At 37.8% G+C, this 18,135-nt stretch carries 23 protein-coding genes and 1 tRNA gene; 18 read left to right on the forward strand and 6 right to left on the reverse strand.

The annotated features are described in order from the left end of the window. Positions 1–209 precede the first annotated feature (209 nt). Positions 210–284, forward strand: a tRNA-Gly gene (locus N2257_07705). A gap of 4 nt (positions 285–288) precedes the next feature. Here the strand turns inward: N2257_07705 and hemE are convergent. The 4 genes from hemE to N2257_07725 all read right to left on the reverse strand — a co-directional run bounded on the left by hemE (position 289) and on the right by N2257_07725 (position 5,074). Further along, complete coding sequence (gene hemE, locus N2257_07710) at positions 289–1,311, reverse strand: uroporphyrinogen decarboxylase (protein ID MCX7794268.1); 1,023 nt, start codon at positions 1,309–1,311, stop codon at positions 289–291. A gap of 28 nt (positions 1,312–1,339) precedes the next feature. Continuing rightward, on the reverse strand, positions 1,340–2,422 hold the full coding sequence (locus N2257_07715; GenBank protein ID MCX7794269.1) for a radical SAM protein: 1,083 nt from the start codon (positions 2,420–2,422) through the stop codon (positions 1,340–1,342). Positions 2,423–2,479: 57 nt separating this feature from the next. Next, positions 2,480–3,919, reverse strand: coding sequence for a GTPase HflX (hflX, locus tag N2257_07720; GenBank protein ID MCX7794270.1), 1,440 nt, complete (start codon positions 3,917–3,919; stop codon positions 2,480–2,482). A gap of 261 nt (positions 3,920–4,180) precedes the next feature. Continuing rightward, positions 4,181–5,074 (reverse strand): NAD(P)/FAD-dependent oxidoreductase, encoded by an 894-nt coding sequence (locus N2257_07725; GenBank protein ID MCX7794271.1) that lies wholly within the window; start codon positions 5,072–5,074, stop codon positions 4,181–4,183. Positions 5,075–5,466: 392 nt separating this feature from the next. Here N2257_07725 and N2257_07730 point away from each other — a divergent pair, with 392 nt between their 5' ends. Both N2257_07730 and N2257_07735 read left to right on the forward strand, forming a co-directional pair. Further along, complete coding sequence (locus tag N2257_07730; protein MCX7794272.1) at positions 5,467–5,757, forward strand: hypothetical protein; 291 nt, start codon at positions 5,467–5,469, stop codon at positions 5,755–5,757. A gap of 366 nt (positions 5,758–6,123) precedes the next feature. Beyond that, positions 6,124–7,179, forward strand: coding sequence for a radical SAM protein (locus N2257_07735; protein MCX7794273.1), 1,056 nt, complete (start codon positions 6,124–6,126; stop codon positions 7,177–7,179). A 697-nt stretch (positions 7,180–7,876) separates the two neighbouring features. Here N2257_07735 and N2257_07740 read toward each other — a convergent pair. Together N2257_07740 and N2257_07745 are read right to left on the reverse strand one after the other, a co-directional pair. After that, complete coding sequence (locus N2257_07740; protein MCX7794274.1) at positions 7,877–8,599, reverse strand: glycerophosphodiester phosphodiesterase; 723 nt, start codon at positions 8,597–8,599, stop codon at positions 7,877–7,879. Beyond that, positions 8,553–9,134: a cob(I)yrinic acid a,c-diamide adenosyltransferase gene (locus N2257_07745; GenBank protein ID MCX7794275.1), complete on the reverse strand. Its 582-nt coding sequence runs from the start codon at positions 9,132–9,134 to the stop codon at positions 8,553–8,555. The genes N2257_07740 and N2257_07745 overlap by 47 nt, the downstream gene beginning before the upstream one ends. Before the next feature lie 346 nt (positions 9,135–9,480). Here N2257_07745 and N2257_07750 point away from each other — a divergent pair, with 346 nt between their 5' ends. The 15 genes from N2257_07750 to N2257_07820 all read left to right on the forward strand — a co-directional run bounded on the left by N2257_07750 (position 9,481) and on the right by N2257_07820 (position 18,053). Continuing rightward, positions 9,481–10,110: a nitroreductase family protein gene (locus N2257_07750; GenBank protein MCX7794276.1), complete on the forward strand. Its 630-nt coding sequence runs from the start codon at positions 9,481–9,483 to the stop codon at positions 10,108–10,110. Between the two features lie 12 nt (positions 10,111–10,122). Further along, the gene (locus N2257_07755; protein MCX7794277.1) at positions 10,123–10,398 is read left to right on the forward strand and encodes a hypothetical protein; all 276 of its coding nucleotides are present in this window, start codon (positions 10,123–10,125) and stop codon (positions 10,396–10,398) included. Further along, entirely contained in the window at positions 10,398–10,907 is a 510-nt protein-coding gene (locus tag N2257_07760) for a hypothetical protein (GenBank protein ID MCX7794278.1), read from the forward strand. The genes N2257_07755 and N2257_07760 overlap by 1 nt, the downstream gene beginning before the upstream one ends. 13 nt (positions 10,908–10,920) lie before the next feature. Next, positions 10,921–11,361, forward strand: a complete 441-nt coding sequence (locus tag N2257_07765) for a CBS domain-containing protein (protein ID MCX7794279.1) — start codon at positions 10,921–10,923, stop codon at positions 11,359–11,361. A 9-nt stretch (positions 11,362–11,370) separates the two neighbouring features. Then, complete coding sequence (locus tag N2257_07770) at positions 11,371–11,772, forward strand: CBS domain-containing protein (protein ID MCX7794280.1); 402 nt, start codon at positions 11,371–11,373, stop codon at positions 11,770–11,772. Positions 11,773–11,791: 19 nt separating this feature from the next. After that, positions 11,792–12,262, forward strand: coding sequence for a cytochrome P460 family protein (locus N2257_07775; GenBank protein MCX7794281.1), 471 nt, complete (start codon positions 11,792–11,794; stop codon positions 12,260–12,262). A gap of 232 nt (positions 12,263–12,494) precedes the next feature. Next, positions 12,495–12,932, forward strand: a complete 438-nt coding sequence (locus N2257_07780; protein ID MCX7794282.1) for a hypothetical protein — start codon at positions 12,495–12,497, stop codon at positions 12,930–12,932. A gap of 68 nt (positions 12,933–13,000) precedes the next feature. Further along, complete coding sequence (gene tpx, locus N2257_07785; protein MCX7794283.1) at positions 13,001–13,522, forward strand: thiol peroxidase; 522 nt, start codon at positions 13,001–13,003, stop codon at positions 13,520–13,522. A 28-nt stretch (positions 13,523–13,550) separates the two neighbouring features. Then, positions 13,551–14,747, forward strand: a complete 1,197-nt coding sequence (locus N2257_07790; protein ID MCX7794284.1) for a sulfite oxidase — start codon at positions 13,551–13,553, stop codon at positions 14,745–14,747. Next, the gene (locus N2257_07795; protein MCX7794285.1) at positions 14,737–15,018 is read left to right on the forward strand and encodes a hypothetical protein; all 282 of its coding nucleotides are present in this window, start codon (positions 14,737–14,739) and stop codon (positions 15,016–15,018) included. Before N2257_07790 ends, N2257_07795 begins: the two co-directional genes overlap by 11 nt. Positions 15,019–15,054: 36 nt before the next feature. Continuing rightward, entirely contained in the window at positions 15,055–15,228 is a 174-nt protein-coding gene (locus N2257_07800; protein MCX7794286.1) for a hypothetical protein, read from the forward strand. A gap of 49 nt (positions 15,229–15,277) precedes the next feature. Further along, entirely contained in the window at positions 15,278–15,787 is a 510-nt protein-coding gene (locus N2257_07805; protein MCX7794287.1) for a type 1 glutamine amidotransferase, read from the forward strand. 9 nt (positions 15,788–15,796) lie between these two features. After that, entirely contained in the window at positions 15,797–16,195 is a 399-nt protein-coding gene (locus N2257_07810; GenBank protein ID MCX7794288.1) for a hypothetical protein, read from the forward strand. Between the two features lie 2 nt (positions 16,196–16,197). After that, a complete protein-coding gene (locus N2257_07815; protein MCX7794289.1) occupies positions 16,198–16,626 on the forward strand; it encodes a DUF4079 domain-containing protein in 429 nt (142 codons plus the stop codon). Next, on the forward strand, positions 16,623–18,053 hold the full coding sequence (locus tag N2257_07820; GenBank protein MCX7794290.1) for a radical SAM protein: 1,431 nt from the start codon (positions 16,623–16,625) through the stop codon (positions 18,051–18,053). Before N2257_07815 ends, N2257_07820 begins: the two co-directional genes overlap by 4 nt. Positions 18,054–18,135: the final 82 nt, after the last annotated feature.

An 18,135-nucleotide genomic window follows, 5' to 3' on the forward strand; every position in this document is an offset into this window, starting at 1 on the left:
ATCTTAGACTACAAGTACCAGACCGCCTGGAGCACCAAGCCCCATGCAGTAATATAAGCAGGAGATAAATTATATTCATATTACCCAGCAGGAAAAATGACAGGCTGTATGCATAATGTATACGGAATAAGAGGACTACGTAGTAATTACCTTTGTCTCTGATAAACTTGACTTTTAAGTTTAACTTATTTTATAAAATTGGTATATCTGCGGGCGTAGCTCAGGGGTAGAGTGGGAGCTTCCCAAGCTCTTGGTCGCGGGTTCAAATCCCGTCGCCCGCTCCAGAGTTTATTTTAGTCTCAGTCTAGATGATATCTCGTGAACACTGTCCACAAGGAATTTAGCCTTCTCCACAGGCGTTTCTGGAAGTATTCCATGCCCAAGATTGAATATATGTCCTCTAATTGATGATCTCATTCCTTTTCTTACTATATCTGTTATTCTTTCAAATAGCTTTTCCTCTGGCAGAAAGAGTTCACAGGGATCAAGATTACCCTGCACGGCAACTCCATCCTTGAGCCTGTCTATAGCGATACCTATGTCTATCCTCCAGTCAACTCCTATAACATCAGCACCTGATTCCTTTATTGTTTCAAGAAATGTTCCACCATTAAGGACAAAGTAGATTACAGGTACGCTACCCTTAAGGGATGATATAACCCTTTTGACATGAGGCAGGACATATTCCTTGAAATCCCTCGGCGTGAGTATGCCTGCCCATGTATCAAAGAGCTGTACTGCCTGGACCCCGGCCTTTATCTGTGAAGAAAGATATCTTGTAACTGTGTCTGTCAGAAGCTCCATAATTCTGTTATATTCCTTTAGGTTTTCATACATGAGTCTTTTTGTTTTTAGAAAATTTTTTGAACTTCCCTGCTCAATGATATAGGTCAGAAGGGTAAAAGGAGCGCCGGAGAAACCGATAAGTGGTACATCCAGTTCTTTAAGAAGTATTTTTATTGTCTCTATTACAAAGGGGATGTCCTTTTCAGGATTTATTTCTCTCAGTTTATTCCCTTCGGATGGTGTAAGGACAGGGCCACCTTTTTCTGGAAAGTCTACCTTTACTCCCATTGGCTCAAGGGGTATGAGTATATCAGAAAATAATATGGCTGCATCTACATTTAATCTTCTTACTGGCTGGAGTGTAACTTCTGCTGCAAGTTCAGGAGTCTTACAGAGGGTCATAAAATCATATTTTGACCTTATTTCCTGATATTCAGGAAGGTACCTTCCTGCCTGTCTCATGAGCCATACAGGTGTATAGTCAGTCTTTTCTCCCCTGCAGGCCTTTAAAAAGGTATCGTTCATGTACACTGATCCTCCTCAAATCAGTTTTCTATTTCATCCCTGCCTTTTTCAGAGCCTCAAGTTTCTTTGGCATATAGGAGCAGAAAGGTTCTTCTTCAAGATAATCTCCATAGACTGAATAAGCCCTAGCACGGCATCCACCGCATACAGATATAAATTCACAGGAACCACATCTTCCTTTGTATGACTTAAAATCCCTGAGTTTTTTGAAGAGCTCAGAGTTTTCCCATATCTCCTTGAAGGTTTGTTTTCTGATATTACCTGCTGGCATGGGAAAATAACTGCACGGAAGGACATTTCCATCTACATCTATAAGACATATGAGCTGTCCTGCGATGCAGCCTTTGGCGCCTCCTGTGGAGAATTTGAGCGAACGTCTTTCAAATTTAATACCCTCTTCCCTAGATTTCTGTAGCACTATTCTGTAATAATGGGGTGCACAGGTTGGTCTCACCAGTATGTCCTTTTCATCCTTTTCCATATGGTAATGCCAGTCAAGTATCTCTTCATAGTCTTCCTTTGAAATGAGCTCATTCATTATCTCTTCCCCACGACCAGTGGGTACTATCATGAACATATACCAGGCAGTTGCTCCCAGTTCCTTAGCAAGTTTATATACCTTAGGTATCTCTTCCTGATTTCGCTTTGTGAAGGATGAATTGATAATAAATTCTATGCCGTGTTTTTTGAAGAGTCTTGCAGCATTTATGGTTCCCTGAAAAGCACCTTTCTGAGCACGAAAGTCATCATGTACAGTCTCTGTTGAGCCATCAAGGCTGAGTGATACTATCTTAATTCCGGAATCTTTTATCTTTTCGCACACTTCATCTGTAACAAGTGTTCCATTTGTGGCAAGGCACATTCTAAGGCCTTTTTCGGTACCGTATTTTGCTATTTCAAAAACATCCCTCCTCAGAAGGGGTTCACCACCGCTAAGTACAACTACTGGTTTTGCATAGCTTGATATATCATCTATAATTCTGAATGCCTCTTCTGTTGAAAAGTCAAGATGACCCTGAACCTCTGTCTCGGAGGAGGAGCGGCAGTGGATGCATCTAAGGTTGCATCTTCTTGTAATCTCCCAGGCTATCCATTTGGGTGCAAATTCCATATTTTAATCTCCAGAAAATGTTAAATTATGCCCTGAAACAGGGTAATTTTACAAGTCTTACAAGACCTCAGCTTCTTTAAGTTTCAGCTCGACCGATTCCTCCTCTTTCCAGATATGGTTGTAGATGGCATTTAGAAGGGGTGAAAAGGTCTTCCTATTTATGGCAGAGATTCCGATGGCATCGTATCTTTTTAATATATTGTCCACCTCTTCAGGATCTACCCTGTCAATCTTATTAAAGACAAGGAGTCTAGGTTTATTGAAAAGACCGAGTTCCTTAAGTATCTCTTCCACCGATTCTATATGCTGTTCAAATCTGGGATTGGATATGTCAACAAGATGAATGAGAAGGTCTGCATCTTCAAGCTCCTCAAGAGTGGATTTAAAGGCTGCAACAAGGTCCTTTGGAAGGTCCCTTATGAATCCAACTGTATCGGTTATTATTACATCTCTTTCTTTTGGAAATCTGAGCCTTCTTGAGGATGTATCAAGTGTGGCAAACATCCTTTCTTCGACAAATACATTGCTGTTTGTGAGGTTGTTAAGAAGGGTGGATTTACCAGCATTTGTATATCCTATTATGGAAACAATGGGTATTCCTCTTTCAACCCTTCTGTGTTTTCTCTGTTTTCTTGCCTCTGAGAGAACCTTTAATTCTCTCTCAAGAAGTCCAATCCTTTCCTTGACCCTTCTTCTGTCAATTTCGAGTTTCATCTCACCAGGTCCTCTTCCACCTATTCCACCTGTAAGTCTTGACATGGCTGTACCTTTTCCAACAAGCCTCGGAAGCCTGTATTTTAGCTGGGCAAGTTCTACCTGGATCTTGCCATCCCTTGAGTGAGCTCTCCTGGCGAATATATCAAGTATGAGCTGGGAACGGTCTATCACCTTGAGTTCTGTAAGCTCGCTTATTTCTTTCATCTGAGAGGGTGTGAGGTCCTGGTCAAATATGAGTAGTGTTGCACCTTTGTCAAGGGCATTTATAATAACCTCCCTTAATTTACCTTCTCCCATCAAGTATTTAGGGTTTATCTCTTTCAATCTCTGAATTACGGTATCAAGTACCAGGACATCGGCGCTTTTTGCTAGCTCCTTCAACTCCTCCATTGATTCTTCAAGCTCGTATTTAGGCCTTGTAGAGGCACTGATCAGTATTGCCCTGTCTCTTTTATCCTGTACAAATAGTCTTGCCCTGTCCATCTCTTCTTCAAGATTTTCGATGAATGACAGAAAATTCATGTCAAGCTGATGAATGCTTAAAGGACCTGTTAATTCATATCTTTCCCTTGAACCAAAGGGAAGGAGATGGGCGAAATAGACCTTTTCTGGTAAACCTTCTGTAAGAGTTATGGCAACAACAAGATCAAGTCTGAGAAGAAGGAGGTCTGTAAGGTCATCCTGAGTGAGGGGTTCTTCCTTTAAATGGGTGTGAATGAGTCTAAGTTCTCTTAAAGGTTTTCTTCCAAGGGGATAATCTTCTTCAAGAGAAGGAATCACCAGTCCTCTGGCATCTCCTACAATTACATGAGTGACCTGCCCCTCTCTATCGATCAGAATCCCGACCTGTCTGCCTGTTGAATGGGATATCTCGGAAATATATCTTGCTATTTCATAAGAGACTATTTTTTCAGGCTGTGTTTTTTTCCTTAACAGTCTCTCAAGAAGATGGAGTTCTTTCTTTTTTAGGCCTGCTGTATGTCCTGAAACAGCGATTTTTTAACCTCCTTTTTTAATTATAGCATAAATTTTCAATGCTATTTAATATATTCCGAGCAGCCTTTTATTTATATCTATTGCAGCGACAGCGCCCTCACCTGCTGCGATAACAACCTGATCATTTCCCTGATTGAGAGGACCAACAATATAAAGACCGTTTAATGATGATTCATAATTATGATTTACTATATATTTAAAGCCATCTTTATCTTTTTTTAAATTAAGTCCATGAAGAAATTCGTCATTCAGTTTATAACCAAAATGGCACATAATAACTTCACAATCTATCCTGCGACCATCCTGTAATACTAAGGCCTCCATCTTTTCATCTCCTATGATTCTTACTGGACGCCCTATTATTAATCCTATGTTCTCCCTTTCAAGTTCCATCTTATACTCATAAGGAGCCTTATCAGTGTAAAGGATAAGGGTAATATCCTTTGTGAACATCTCTTTCATCGCAAAGGCAAGATGAACGGTCTTTATTGAATTACCTATGATTACAAGTTTCTTATTTGTTGTTTTATATCCATCACAATCTATGCATGTAAACAGGCTGATTCCAAGGAATTTATGAAGATTTTCTATATTTGGAAGATTATCATATACACCTGATGAAACTATTACAAATTTAGATATATATTTTTTTTCGCCTACATATACCTCGAAGAGCTGATTTTTACTGACCTTTGTGACAGTAGCATTTTCTATCCTCACATTAAAACTCTTAGCCTGCTCGATACCTATCTCTATAATTTCCTTTCCGGATATCGATTTTTGGGTCAAAAAATTTTCAATATGTCTGGCGTGACGAGTCCTGCCACCGCCTCTATCAATAATTAGAACTTTTCTATTATACCTTCCAAGATATATTGCTGCCTGAAGCCCTCCTGGCCCAGCACCTACAATGATACAATCAAATACTTCTTTGGACATAATATAAAATACCATAAAGTTATCTCTTGTTTTTAATTGTTTAATAAATTAATAGATTAATGAATAATTTAAACAATTGTAGGAACTCTATAATAAAAATGGACTAGAGTTAAAGAAAAATTAAAAATTGTATATAAGGGATCTCTATCAATTAGAGAGATTTGGCAGGCAAAGCAAGGATTGATAGAGATTATACTCCTATATGAGTTCAGTGAAACAGTGGGTTCAGAAAAAAGTTTTCTCTATATAATAATTCCCTTTTGTCTTATCTTTATAATTGCTTCAAAATAGACCACTCAAAGTGAAACCTTTTACAGGTCTATTTTTAGAATCCTTTGATTTTATTATATCTTTTTATTGGCATTGATTCTAAAAATATTTAGAGTTATAATGTGATTACAGGAAAAGAAGATTTAATCCAGTCGCTTATGGAAGCTTATCTCATGGAAAAAGGGACTAAGGAGTTTTACATATATGCCGCTAGTAATGTACTTAATACTGGTGCTAGGGAGATGTTCCTTTACCTTTCTGAATGGGAAGAAAAGCACATGCAATATATTCAGTTTCTCTATCAATCCTTTACCAATGACTTTGATATTTGGGTTCGAGAAATTCAGAGAAAGAAAATATGTACTCGACGCCGAATCAGGAATCCCTTTAAAAGAACTTTCATCGAAAATTGACCAATATATTTTTACAAATGATATAGGAGCAATATCTGTGGCTATGGAAATGGAAGATAAGGCGTACAATCTTTATAAAAAGCTTTCGGAAAAAGAATAATAAGTAATATGATGATCTTTACTCTTATGCTGAAAGGAGGTGAGACAGATGAAAAAGCCATTAAGTAAAAAGGCCCTTGCTAAGGAGACTGAATTCTGGAAAAATCTTAAAAAGATAGCACAGGAAAATCCTGGCAAGGTGTGCCACAAATGAAAAAGCTGAAGAAGTTGATGTTGCTGGTGCAGCAACTAAACACATACAGATATGGCAAAAAATTTTTGCCATATCTGTATCATTATTCAACCTAAAGGTTTTGGGGTAATGATATGTCAGTGAGCAACGGCTTTGATTTCTTCATTCAGTGGCATCTCACAGAACGGTGCAACCTGAGGTGTAGACACTGCTACCAGACTGGTAACGGAAAGGGGGAAATGACATTTAAGCAGATAGAGAAAGCAACAGAAGAAATATCAGATACCTTGATTAGCTGGCAAGAAACTTATGGTATCAAAATTTCTCCTAGCGTTAATATAACAGGAGGCGAGCCGTTTCTTAGGCGCGATTTATATCATATTGCATATTTAATGAGCCGTCACGGATTCGATATATATATATTAACAAACGGAACTCTTATAGATAGAGACGCTGCTCACAATCTTTATAACTTAGGAGTAAAAGGTGTTCAGGTAAGTATAGAAGGGCCTGAACATATTCATGATTTTATCAGGGGAAAAGGCAGCTTTTTTAAGTCAATGGATGGAATTAAGAATTTGCTCGAGGCAGGGCTTGAGGTCACTTTAAATGTAACCCTTTCTTCTGTCAATGCTGAGCATATCTCTAACCTAATAAGACTCGCCAGTCAAATGGGCATTCAGAGACTTGGATTTTCAAGGCTTGTGGCATCAGGAAGAGGGCGTGGCATGGCCGATAAAGTGTTAGGTTCAGAGGACTTAAGAAGAATATATAAAGATATCTTATTTTCAAAAATAGATAACCTTAAAATCGTAACAGGAGATCCTCTCGCCTTGCAGCTTAACAAGTCTGTTTCGGTAGACGAAGGGGATATTCCCTTAGGTGGTTGTGCTGCAGGAATTTCAGGTATCACGATTCTACCTGATGGAACGATGACCCCTTGCAGGAGATTACTGATTCCTATAGGTAATATAAAAAAAGATTCGTTCCGAAATGTCTGGGCAACCTCAAGAGTCCTTGGATCATTAAGGGATAGAACAAAATATAAAGGGAAATGTCGTTCTTGTAAGAGATGGGCAAGTTGTCGTGGTTGCAGGGCAATAGCCTATGCAAATTCAGAAAATGGAGGAAAAAGCAGTTTCCTCGCAGAAGACACCCAATGTTTTATAAAAGATTCATCGGATGATTAAAAATATTTATGTAGGAGATTTGATAATAGGGAGAGAATAGGATCAGATACTTCTTTATCCCTTAAACCGGTTTAAAGAGGCAGTATACTATGAAACTCCCGGAATATCTCAATTGTCCTATAAAAACCTTAATTTTTCATATATCTCCAGACCTACCTCTTATGTCTGGCAGATATCCTTAGATAAGCAAGGTCTATTGCGAGAGTAAAGACTTAGGACGAGACTCTAATTTTAACCTAAACAGGATTTATTCAATCAAAAGGATGAATTATGCTCTTTAAGGACAGACGGGATGCTGCCGTAAAACTCCATCAAAGCTGCTTCATTATAAATATAGAAAAGATGTTATAGTATTCGCACTTCTGCTTGGGGGGTGTATTTACTGGTTATGAGATAGCAAAGGTATTAGGCCGTAAACTCGATATAATCATTGTTAGGAAGATAGGATTTCCGGGTCAGACTGAATTGGCCATTGGAGCTATGTCGGAAACATGCGCCGTCGTCCTCAAAGAAGATATTATAACCTCTCATAGGATTTTAAGGGATTATATTGCCGGCGTGGTAAAAAAGCAGATGGAAGAGATCTTAAGGAGAAAGTTCTTGTATCGCGGAGGTCTTGGGATATGACTTCCTTATTCTGTGGTCCTTTCATGGTATTTAATGACTTTTTTCGACCATCTCATTTACATTGATTTAATTAAGTGATTCCCTTCAGAATTTCCAGCCTGTCAGTGGCTATGCCATCAACACCTTTTGAGATATATTTCTCTGCTTCTTCTTTTGTATTGATAGTCCATACAATGAGCTTCAGATTTTTCTTATGGGCATCTTCAACATTTTTAGTATGTATAAATCTATAAAGAGGAAGTAGATATTGAGCCTTCAAGGATAGCGCTGAGCTTATTGGATTTTTATGCCTTGCATAGATTAGACCCGTTTCAATCTTCTGATTTATCTCTCTGACTTTTGAAAGAATTTCTTCACTGAAAGATATAATAATGGTCCTTTCAATCAGTTTATGTTTAGTAATTTCTTTAATGACCTGAGATTCGCAGCCTTTTTCTTTCAACTCTATAAGTATTTTGTTAACTTTATCGTCAATAAAATCCAGTGCCTCCTTTAAGGTGCATATCTTACCCTTTGTAAGATTTTTTAATTCTTTTAAAGTTGTCTCGGCTATTTTTTGATCAATACCATAGACCCTTTTTAAACTGTCATCGTGACTAAGGACAAGTTTTTTGTCCTTGGTCATCCGTACATCAAATTCTATAGCATTAGCACCGAGCTCTATTGCCTTCCTAAAACTTTCTATAGTATTTTCAATTTCATATGCACATGCTCCGCGATGGCCAATCTTCAAAAAAATCTGCTTATCAATAATCAATCCCTTTTTGTGGTTCAATCCCCTGACGGTAGGCATGTTTTATCTCCTTCATCTCGGTAACGGTATGAGCCCTTTTGATGACCTCGGGATGGGCATCTCTACCAGTAAGTACAAGATGCATGAGAGGTGGTTTCTTATCCAGAAGTTCTAAGACCTGTTCAAGGTCGACAAGTTTTAATTTTAAAGCATTATTTATCTCATCAAGTATTAATATGTCATAATTTCCTGACTTCATCTTCTCCATAGCAAGGTTAATGGCATTCTGGGCATTTGCCCTGTGTTCCTCAAAAGGATAGGGGTTACCGTAAAGACCACAAAAGCCCTTTCCAGTAAGGTGGAGTTCCACATTGGGATAAAGTCTTTTTACACCGTCTATTTCTCCTGAGTACATATCACCTTTCATAAAATGGATTATACAGACCTTCATATTATGACCTACAGCTCTCAATGCTATCCCGAGGGCTGATGTGGTTTTTCCCTTTCCGTATCCTGTTATGACCAAAATGAGACCAACCCTTTTTTTTGGTTCTAAAACAGTGAGTTTTAACTCCCCTGTTTGAAATTCATCCATATTTACTCCTTAATTTTCTAAAAATTTTATCAAAAGATCTCAAGAGATAAAAATACATTAAATATATGTTATAGTTTACCATGTCATGCTCAGAAATAAGAAGGTCTCTTGATTACAGATTATCTCTAAAGTTACAGGCGTTCCTGGGTGCGAGAGTTTAGTGCGATTAGCGTAACTGGGGTATTAAAATAGTTAAAATATCTGTTCTTCTGTATTTTTGTAAGACCTCTTTTAATGGCAGGCAATAATAGATTTATATGCAGAATTCCGGACATAAATAATACTTGACAGGTCTTATATTTTCTGATATAAATGTAGTATCAATATACCATCAGGGGGAGGGTAGATGGATGTAATAGGTGCTATACGGACTAGAAGATCAATAAACTTTTTTGACCCTTCTAAAAAAATCCCAGAAGATGGATTAAAAGAGCTTATTGAAATTTCAAATCTTGCGCCTTCTTCCTTTAATCTCCAGCCCTGGAAGGTAATAATAGTTACTGATCCTGAAAAGAAGAAAATCCTTAGAAAGTGTGCCTTTGACCAGCCAAAGGTAGAAGAAGCCTCCGCTGTCCTGATCATAATTGCTGATCCAGCTTCAGTGGAAGAAAATATTGAAAGGGTTCTCAATAGCTGGCAGCAACTTGGCTATATGAGGCAGGAAATGAGAGGTGTGTATAAAGATATGGCATCAAAGCTCTATGGTGAACCTGCAAGTTTGAAAAGGAAGCTCTTTGCTGTTAAAAATGCCTCACTATTTGCAATGACATTAATGCTTGCTGCAAAGGGGCTTGGATTTGATACCCATCCAATGGATGGATTTGATGAGGATTGTGTAAAAAGGGAATTTAATATACCTGAAGATAAGATTATCCCTATGCTCATTGCAGTTGGCTATCTCAGAGAAGGTATAACCCTTCTTCCAAGGGCATGGAGAAGAGATTACACTGAATTCGTCAGATATAATTCTTATTAAAGGAGGTTTATCATGGGTTATACACTTGTTGCTTTAAAAGAAAAGATAATGGAGATGTATCCTGAGATTCAGAAACATGATATATCTGTTGGTCTTACTTTTGATGAGGGGAAGAATGCCTACATTCTTCATTTTAAGAAGAACGGCCAGGAACTCACAACCCATCTTGAAAAAAAGGATGCAGATGATTGCATGAATGGGATTAAGTGTGTTTACCTCGGTATCCAGATAGAGCAGTTTATTAAAAATTTTGAAGAAAGAAGCAGAAGAAAGGAGGTCATAGATTGATGAAGAAACCTGTAGAAAAATCAGATGATTTTCTTGACTTGATAAAAAGATGGCAGACCCTTGAAGATAAGACTATAGCAATTGCAGAAGATATTATTAAGAAGACTGATAATTCCTTTATCAGGACGATTATGGAATTGATAAAGTATGATTCTGAAAAACATAAGGCTATTCAGCAGATGATTATTGATAACATTACAAAAGAGGCTATCCATATTAGCCCTGATGAACTTAATACCCTTTCCGATATTTTAAATACCCATATGGAAGCAGAGGCAGAATCCCTCCGTCTTGCAGAAGATGCTTACAGAGGCTCTGAACTTTTCATAACCAGATTTCTGCTTTCCTATCTAATCGCCGATGAAGCTAAGCATCATGGTCTTCTAATACAGTTTGATGATTTAAAGAGGGCGTCAATACCAACATCTGTAAGTGCAAGGTCTTATGGGTATATTGAACGACCGCCTTCTGATATAGAGCGGTCTCATATAAAAAAGAAGAATGAATAAAAGGAGGTGTAACATGTCCTGTATATTAGCAAGAGACATAATGCATCCAAGAATAAGTTTGCATGCAAAAACACCTGGACATGAAGTTGTTGAAAGGCTTATGTCTCCCTATCCCGGTCTTCCAGTTGTGGATGACGACCTTCGGGTTATAGGTATTGTATCAGATTATGATGTCTTTACAGCCTTAAAGGAGGGGAGGACCATACATGAGTTCAGTGCTGAAAGCCTGATGACCTGCGGGCATGCTGAGCACGGAGTTTGTGACAGACCTGTTACAGTTACTCCAAATACAGCGATTGAGGACATAGTTGATCTTTTTATCAACAGAAATATTTCCGTTCTACCTGTAGTGGAGAATGGAAGACTCGTCGGAATTATACCCAGAAAGAGCATAATCAATGCCCTTGCAGAGAAAGGATTCTGGAAGGAGCATGAGTTTCAAAAAAGGGTATAGGAGGTGCTTATGGAGAATCTTAAAGCAAAGGACGTAATGACAAGACCTGTCATTTCGGCAAGAAAAAATGCCTCAGCAAGAGACATTGCTTTACAACTTCTCTCAGGATTATTCAGTGGTATGCCTGTTACCGATGAAAAAGGTAGGGTTATAGGAATGGTTACAGAATTCGACCTTCTTGGAAATATATGTGAAGGAAAAGAATTAGCCAAACTTACAGCTGAGGACATTATGACAAAGGATGTTGTGACAGTTGATGTCAATACTCCTGTAACAGAGATACTGAATATCATGCTCGACAGAAATATAATAAGACTGCCAGTAACCGAGGAGGGAAGACTCGTCGGGATTGTAGCGAGATGCGATATCCTGAAGGCTTATATTGAGCCTGAGTTTGTTACGTATATGTAAATAGGAAAGGAGGAGAAATATGAAGAAGATTGCTATTTTTCTATTGATACTTTTAGTCCTTTCTTTATCAGTATCTTTTGCAAAGATGAACAAGGGTATTTCACTACCTAAAGAATGGAGGAATTTCATCCATGTAAAATCAATGGTGATTCCTGATAAGAACCATGGATTATATGGATTCCACCATATCTATGTGAATAAGAAAGGTCTTGAGACCCTTAAGAAAGGTGGAATGTATCCTGAAGGAACAATTTTCATTGGAGTATTTTATGATGTGGTAACAGAAAGGGATGGCTCAATAAACCAAGGAAAGAAACTCTTTTATGTCTATATGAAAAAAGATAAAAGAGCTACTGAAACCGGAGGTTGGAGATATGCAGCCTTTGACCCTGATGGAAAGTATCTTGAAAAGGATGTAAAAAAGGAGTGCTATGACTGTCACACTGCTGCAAAGGATAGTGATTACATATTTTCAAAATTTATAGAATAAGTTATTTAGGTAAAAGATAAGTTACAGATCTGAAGGACTAAGGGACTTCGGGAAAGTTTGCAAAGTGTCAATTTTGGGCAGAGCCAGAAGACATCGGCATTTGGAGTTTAAGAAATATTGAAAAAATTTTATCAGAGAATATTTTTTTATGCAATCTTTGGTCAAAATCTATTCTACTTTTTTTATTATAGTTTCATTAATTGCAGGTTGTTCTATTGCTATAACAACTGGATTGAAGACAGAAGAGGTCAGGGAAGGAAAGATCTTTGGTACATACACTCTTTTATTGCATGGAAATAGATTTGGAGGAGATATAGAAAATATAGTGATCTTTGATATAGAGTCAGATAAATATACATTCGAAATATTTGCCCCTGAATTTGATTATCAAATAATTAAGGGACTTTCCGGAGATGAAGCTCTTAAAAGGGCAGAAGACTTTGTTAGACGCCACATCTTGTTTAAGAGATCACAGTTGAGCAAGATCTTTGACAATGAGGGTAATTTAATAGGATACGAATTGAGGCCACTCTATTTTTCTTCAGCCTTTATGACAGATGATGTCCTTGATGTGGATTACAGGATAAAAGGAGACAAGGTGGTTGTCAGGATTGAGGTTAATCCTTTTCTAATGAAGAAAAGATTTCTTGAAAGGCATAGATTTCATTAAACTTTTAGAATAATTGAATTTGTATTTTAAAAAATCTGTTAGACTTTTCCCAAATTTTAGGAGGTATCATGGAGCGCTCAGGATTAGTGACAATTCACGGCAATCCTCTTACATTAATTGGTCCAGTGCTTAATGTAGGAGATAAAGCACCAGATTTTAGTGTACTGGATAAGGATCTCAAAGAGGTACGATTAAGTGATTTTGCGGGTAAGATTAAGATAATAAGTGTGACTCCATCCCTTGATACACCTGTCTGTGATATGCAGGCAAGGAGATTTAATGAAGAAGCAGCAAGACTGCCTGAGGATGTTGTGGTTTTAAACATAAGCATGGACTTGCCGTTTGCTATATCGAGGTTCTGCACAACAGCAGGTATTGATAAAGTAAAGGCCTATTCTGACCACAGAGATGCATCCTTTGGTAATGCCTATGGTGTGCTTATAAAGGAGTTGAGGCTGCTTGCCCGTTCAATCTTTGTTATTGATAAAAATGACAGAATAATATACATTGAGATTGTTCCTGAGATAACGAATCAACCTGATTATGACAAGGCCATAGAAATTGTTAAAAAAACCATCTCTAATATTTAGAAAAATACTCATATATCGGAGGTGTGTTATGAGATCTAAAGGTTTAACAAGACGAGCCTTTCTAGAAAGGGTAGGACAGATGGGTGCTGCCTTAATGTTAAGTGGTGGTATTCTTTCAAATAAGACAATAGCCCAAGTAACAGAAAAACCTCCTGAACAGCCTCTTTTTCCAGGAAAGGAAAAAATGATTGTACTTTCCTCCAGGCCTATAGTATTGGAAATGCCTCCTGAGGGTTTTGAAGATTTTATAACAAGGACTGATATGTTTTTTGTAAGAAATAACATAGGTATGCCCGAGATAGATGTAAATGTCTGGAATCTTACAATCGATGGAGAGGTAAAGAATCCGCTGAGACTCTCTATGGCTGATATAAAGAAATTCAAGGCGGTTGAGGCAGTTATAACCCTTGAATGTTTTGGTAATGGCAGATCATTTTTTGAGCCAAAGCCAGCAGGTAATCAGTGGAAAAAAGGTGGCATAGGTACCGCTGTTTGGAAAGGTATAAGGCTCAAAGACGTTCTTGAAAAAGCTGGTTTAACAGATAAATCCAGGCATGTAATCTTCGACGGAGCTGATGAACCCTTTACTCCAGCTGCACCTGATTTTAGAAGGAGCATTCCAATAGAGAAGGCCATGAGCCCGGAGACATTACTTGTTTATGAGATGAACGGAGAACCTCTTCCAGTGTATCACGGTTATCCCTTGAGGGTACTTGTTCCAGGATGGGGTGGTTCTGCATCTGTAAAATGGCTAATAAATATAACTGTTTCTGAGAAGGAGTTTGAAGGATTTTACATGGTAGATAAATATCGCCATCCAAAAAATCCTGTAGCTCCTGGCACAAAGGTTCAACCAAAGGACATGTTTGTCCTTACAGAGCTTGATGTGAAGTCCATAATAACCAGTCCATCTGATAATGCAAGGGTCTCTGGTGAGGAGATTTCAATAAAGGGTTATGCTTGGACAGGAGAGGCAAAGATAAAGAAGGTTGAGATATCTACAGACTTAGGTAAAATCTGGCAGGAAGCAAAGATAATAAAAGATGGTGGAAAATTCGTCTGGAGTCTCTGGGAGTACAAATGGAGACCGAAGCAGCGAGGTTATTATGTACTAATGAGTAAAGCTACTGACACAAATGGTAGAACACAGCCATTATATCAGTACTGGAATCAGGATGGTTATCTCTATAATGTGATAGATAAAGTGGGTGTTCATGTGGAATAGAATTTTATTCACTGTCATAATCATATTTATAATGGTCCATCTGGTTGGAGCGCAGGATGTTCGGTTACCCGAGGGAGAAGGGAAAGAAATAGTTCAGACAAAATGTAGTATATGCCACAATCTGGAAATTGTGATAAGCCAGAGATTGAATAGAGATGAATGGAATGATATTGTTGAAAGGATGATGAGGTGGGGAGCTCCTGTTGAGACGACCGAAGAGAGAAAAATAATCGTTGAATATCTCTCAACAAATTTTGGAAAAGGTAAATAAGTATTGATATTAGTATTAAAAGGAGGAGGAATTTTTATGCCAACAAAGACAGCAAAAAAGAAAGTTGCTAAGAAGACATCCAATGTAAAGAAAGGTGAGAGGTATGAATGCACAACTTGTGGTCTTGTAGTAGCGGTTGATGAGATATGCGGATGTATGGAGGCACACGAGATTATATGCTGTGGAAAGGCAATGAAAAAGAAGAGATGATTCAAGCTCTATTTCTTTTAAAAAATTTGCTGGTATGTGAGGGTATATTATGAAGGCTCTCATAATAAGTGCAGATAATTTTGAGGATACCGAGCTCCTCGTCCCTTATTACAGGCTTAAAGAAGAAGGTATAGAGGTTGACATTGCATCAATGAAAAAGGGCAAGATAAAGGGCAAGCACGGCTATGAAATTGAGGTTAACAAAACACTTAAGGATGTTAAACCTGAGGATTATGATATCCTTATTCTTCCTGGTGGTAAGGCACCAGAGGCTATAAGAAAAGAGAAGGAAGCCCTTGATATTGCAAGGCATTTCTTTGAAAAGAATAAACCTGTTGCTGCTATATGTCACGGTCCTCAGACACTTATATCAGCAGGACTTTTAAAGGGAAGACATGCAACATGCTATAAATCTGTTTCAAAGGAGATGAAAGATGCCGGAGCTATATATGAGGATAAAGAGGTCGTTGTTGATGGAAATCTCATAACATCAAGACAGCCCTCTGATTTACCTGCCTTTTTAAGGGAGATTATAAGTCTTATAAGAAAGACAGCTTAGGAGGGAAAGATGAGATTTATGGCTTTAATAATCCTTTTTTTATCTATCAATATCTCATATGCACAGGAAAGGGTGATTTACAGGGCAGACATTGATGCAGATGGTATTCAGAGGGTAGAGATCATTGGTGGAAGTTATTATTTTAAACCAGATTATATTATTGTTAAGGTGAATGTACCTGTAGAACTTAAAGTTAAAAAAGAGCCAGGCATAACCCCTCATGATATTGTTATAAATGCCCCTGAGGCAGGGATTGATTTTAAAGTGGACTTAGATACTGAGCCAAAGGTTGTAAGATTTACTCCTACAAAGGCAGGAAAATATTCCATATATTGCAGTAAGAGATTCCTATTTTTCAAAAGTCATAGAGAAAGGGGGATGGAGGGTATTCTTGAGGTTGTAGAATAAATATGTTTAGCAAAGAGACAATAGCCTATTTAAAGCTCCTTCATGGTCTTTATAATTCAATTGTGATAGTTCAGTTCATTTATCAGGGTATTTTAGGTTTAAAAATTAGAAGAGAAAGAAAATCCAGTAATTTTCCTGAGATTATAATTAAAAGGCATAGAATACTTGGACCAATTCTAACTGTTGAGAGTATAATGGGATTTTTTGCAGGTATTACACTTGTCTTTGTTGACTATGGTTTTATCTTTAAATATCCACTTCATTTCATAACAGGGCTTTTTATAATCCTTTCTGTTATAACGACCTTTTTCATATCAAGAAAGATAAAGGCTGATGCCTCTTTATGGAGGGAGCTCCATTTCAGGCTCGGTATACTGATTTTGTTCCTTTATGTCATTCAGGCCTTTTTTGGACTTGGGATACTTCTATGAAGGATGTCCTCATTATTAGCACAAACAGAAACAGGTTTCCTTTTCCAGTAATGCCTTATGGTGCCTGTATTGTAGCAGAGGCAGCAGAAAGAGCAGGTTACAGGGTAAGTGTCCTTGACCTGATGTTTGAAAAAAGACCCCTTGAGGCTATTAAAAATGAATTAAAAAGACTGAATCCCGATGTAATAGGCCTTTCCATAAGAAATATTGACAACAATGATATACAAAAACCAGTTGCCTTTTTTAAGGAACTGAGCCCAGTCTTTGACATTCTTAAAAATAATACAGACTCCCCCACTGTCATTGGAGGCCCAGCGGTAGGTGTTATGCCAGAGGAGCTTTTAAGATTTACAGGTGCATCAATTGCTGTTCTCGGAGATGGAGAGGTTGTCTTTCCTCAGATTCTCGATGGACTTTCAAAAAGAAAGGATTTAAGTGATATTTCAGGAATAGCATGGATTGAGGATAATATCTTTAAAAAGAATCCTCTTAACTCTACTCAGAAAGAATTCTCTCCAACATTACCGGATTTCAGCAAATGGATAAACATCAAACCATATAAATCTTTCTTTGCTACAATTCCGGTGCAGACAAAGAGGGGATGTCCTTATAGATGCATCTATTGCACCTATGCTGTGGCTGAAGGAAAAAATTACAGGCTTTCAGATCCTGAATATATAGTTGAAGAAATAAGAAGAGTTTCTTCATGTGGTATAAAGCATTTTGAGTTTGTTGACAACGTTTTTAATTCACCTTATGAGCATGCCATGAAGATATGTGAAGAAATTGCAAGGAGAAGAATCAATGCCTCTTTTCAGAGCCTTGAGCTAAATCCATTATTTATAGATGATGAGCTTCTGAGTGTAATGGAGGCTTCGGGTTTTTCAGGAATTGGCATTACTGTAGAAAGCGCATCAGACATTGTTCTTTCATCACTTAAAAAGGGTTTTACAGTTGATGACATTCACAGGGCTCTGGAATGCATTAAGAGGCATAGACTTCCATGTCTCTTGATATTTATGCTCGGAGGTCCAGGAGAGACAGTAGATACAGTAAAGGAGACAATAAGATTTGTAAAGAATAATCTAAGACCAGAGGATATCGCCTTCTTTAATATAGGTGTTAGGATTTATCCAGGGACAGAACTGGAAGATATAGCAAGAAAAGAAGGGATATTGAATATTCCAAAGGACAAGATGCTCGAGCCTGTTTTTTATATCTCCTCTAAGGTTGACCTTTCATGGATGGTATCAGAAATAAGAAGACTTATGACCTCTCACATGAATATAATTAATTCTGATTCTATTGGATCAAATCTTTTACCCAGAATACACTGGCTCCTTTATCTTCTTAGGGTCAGACCACCTCTATGGAGATATACTCCAATAATACGCCGCTTTCTTAGGTTAATAGGGATTGATGCATGAGAATGAATAAGGCATATATAGCATCTATTGGAACTGCAACCCCTCCTATGAAGGCATCCCAGGGGACTGCAAAAGAGTTTTT

Source organism: Thermodesulfovibrionales bacterium (assembly GCA_026417875.1).
Lineage (GTDB): Bacteria > Nitrospirota > Thermodesulfovibrionia > Thermodesulfovibrionales > CALJEL01 > CALJEL01.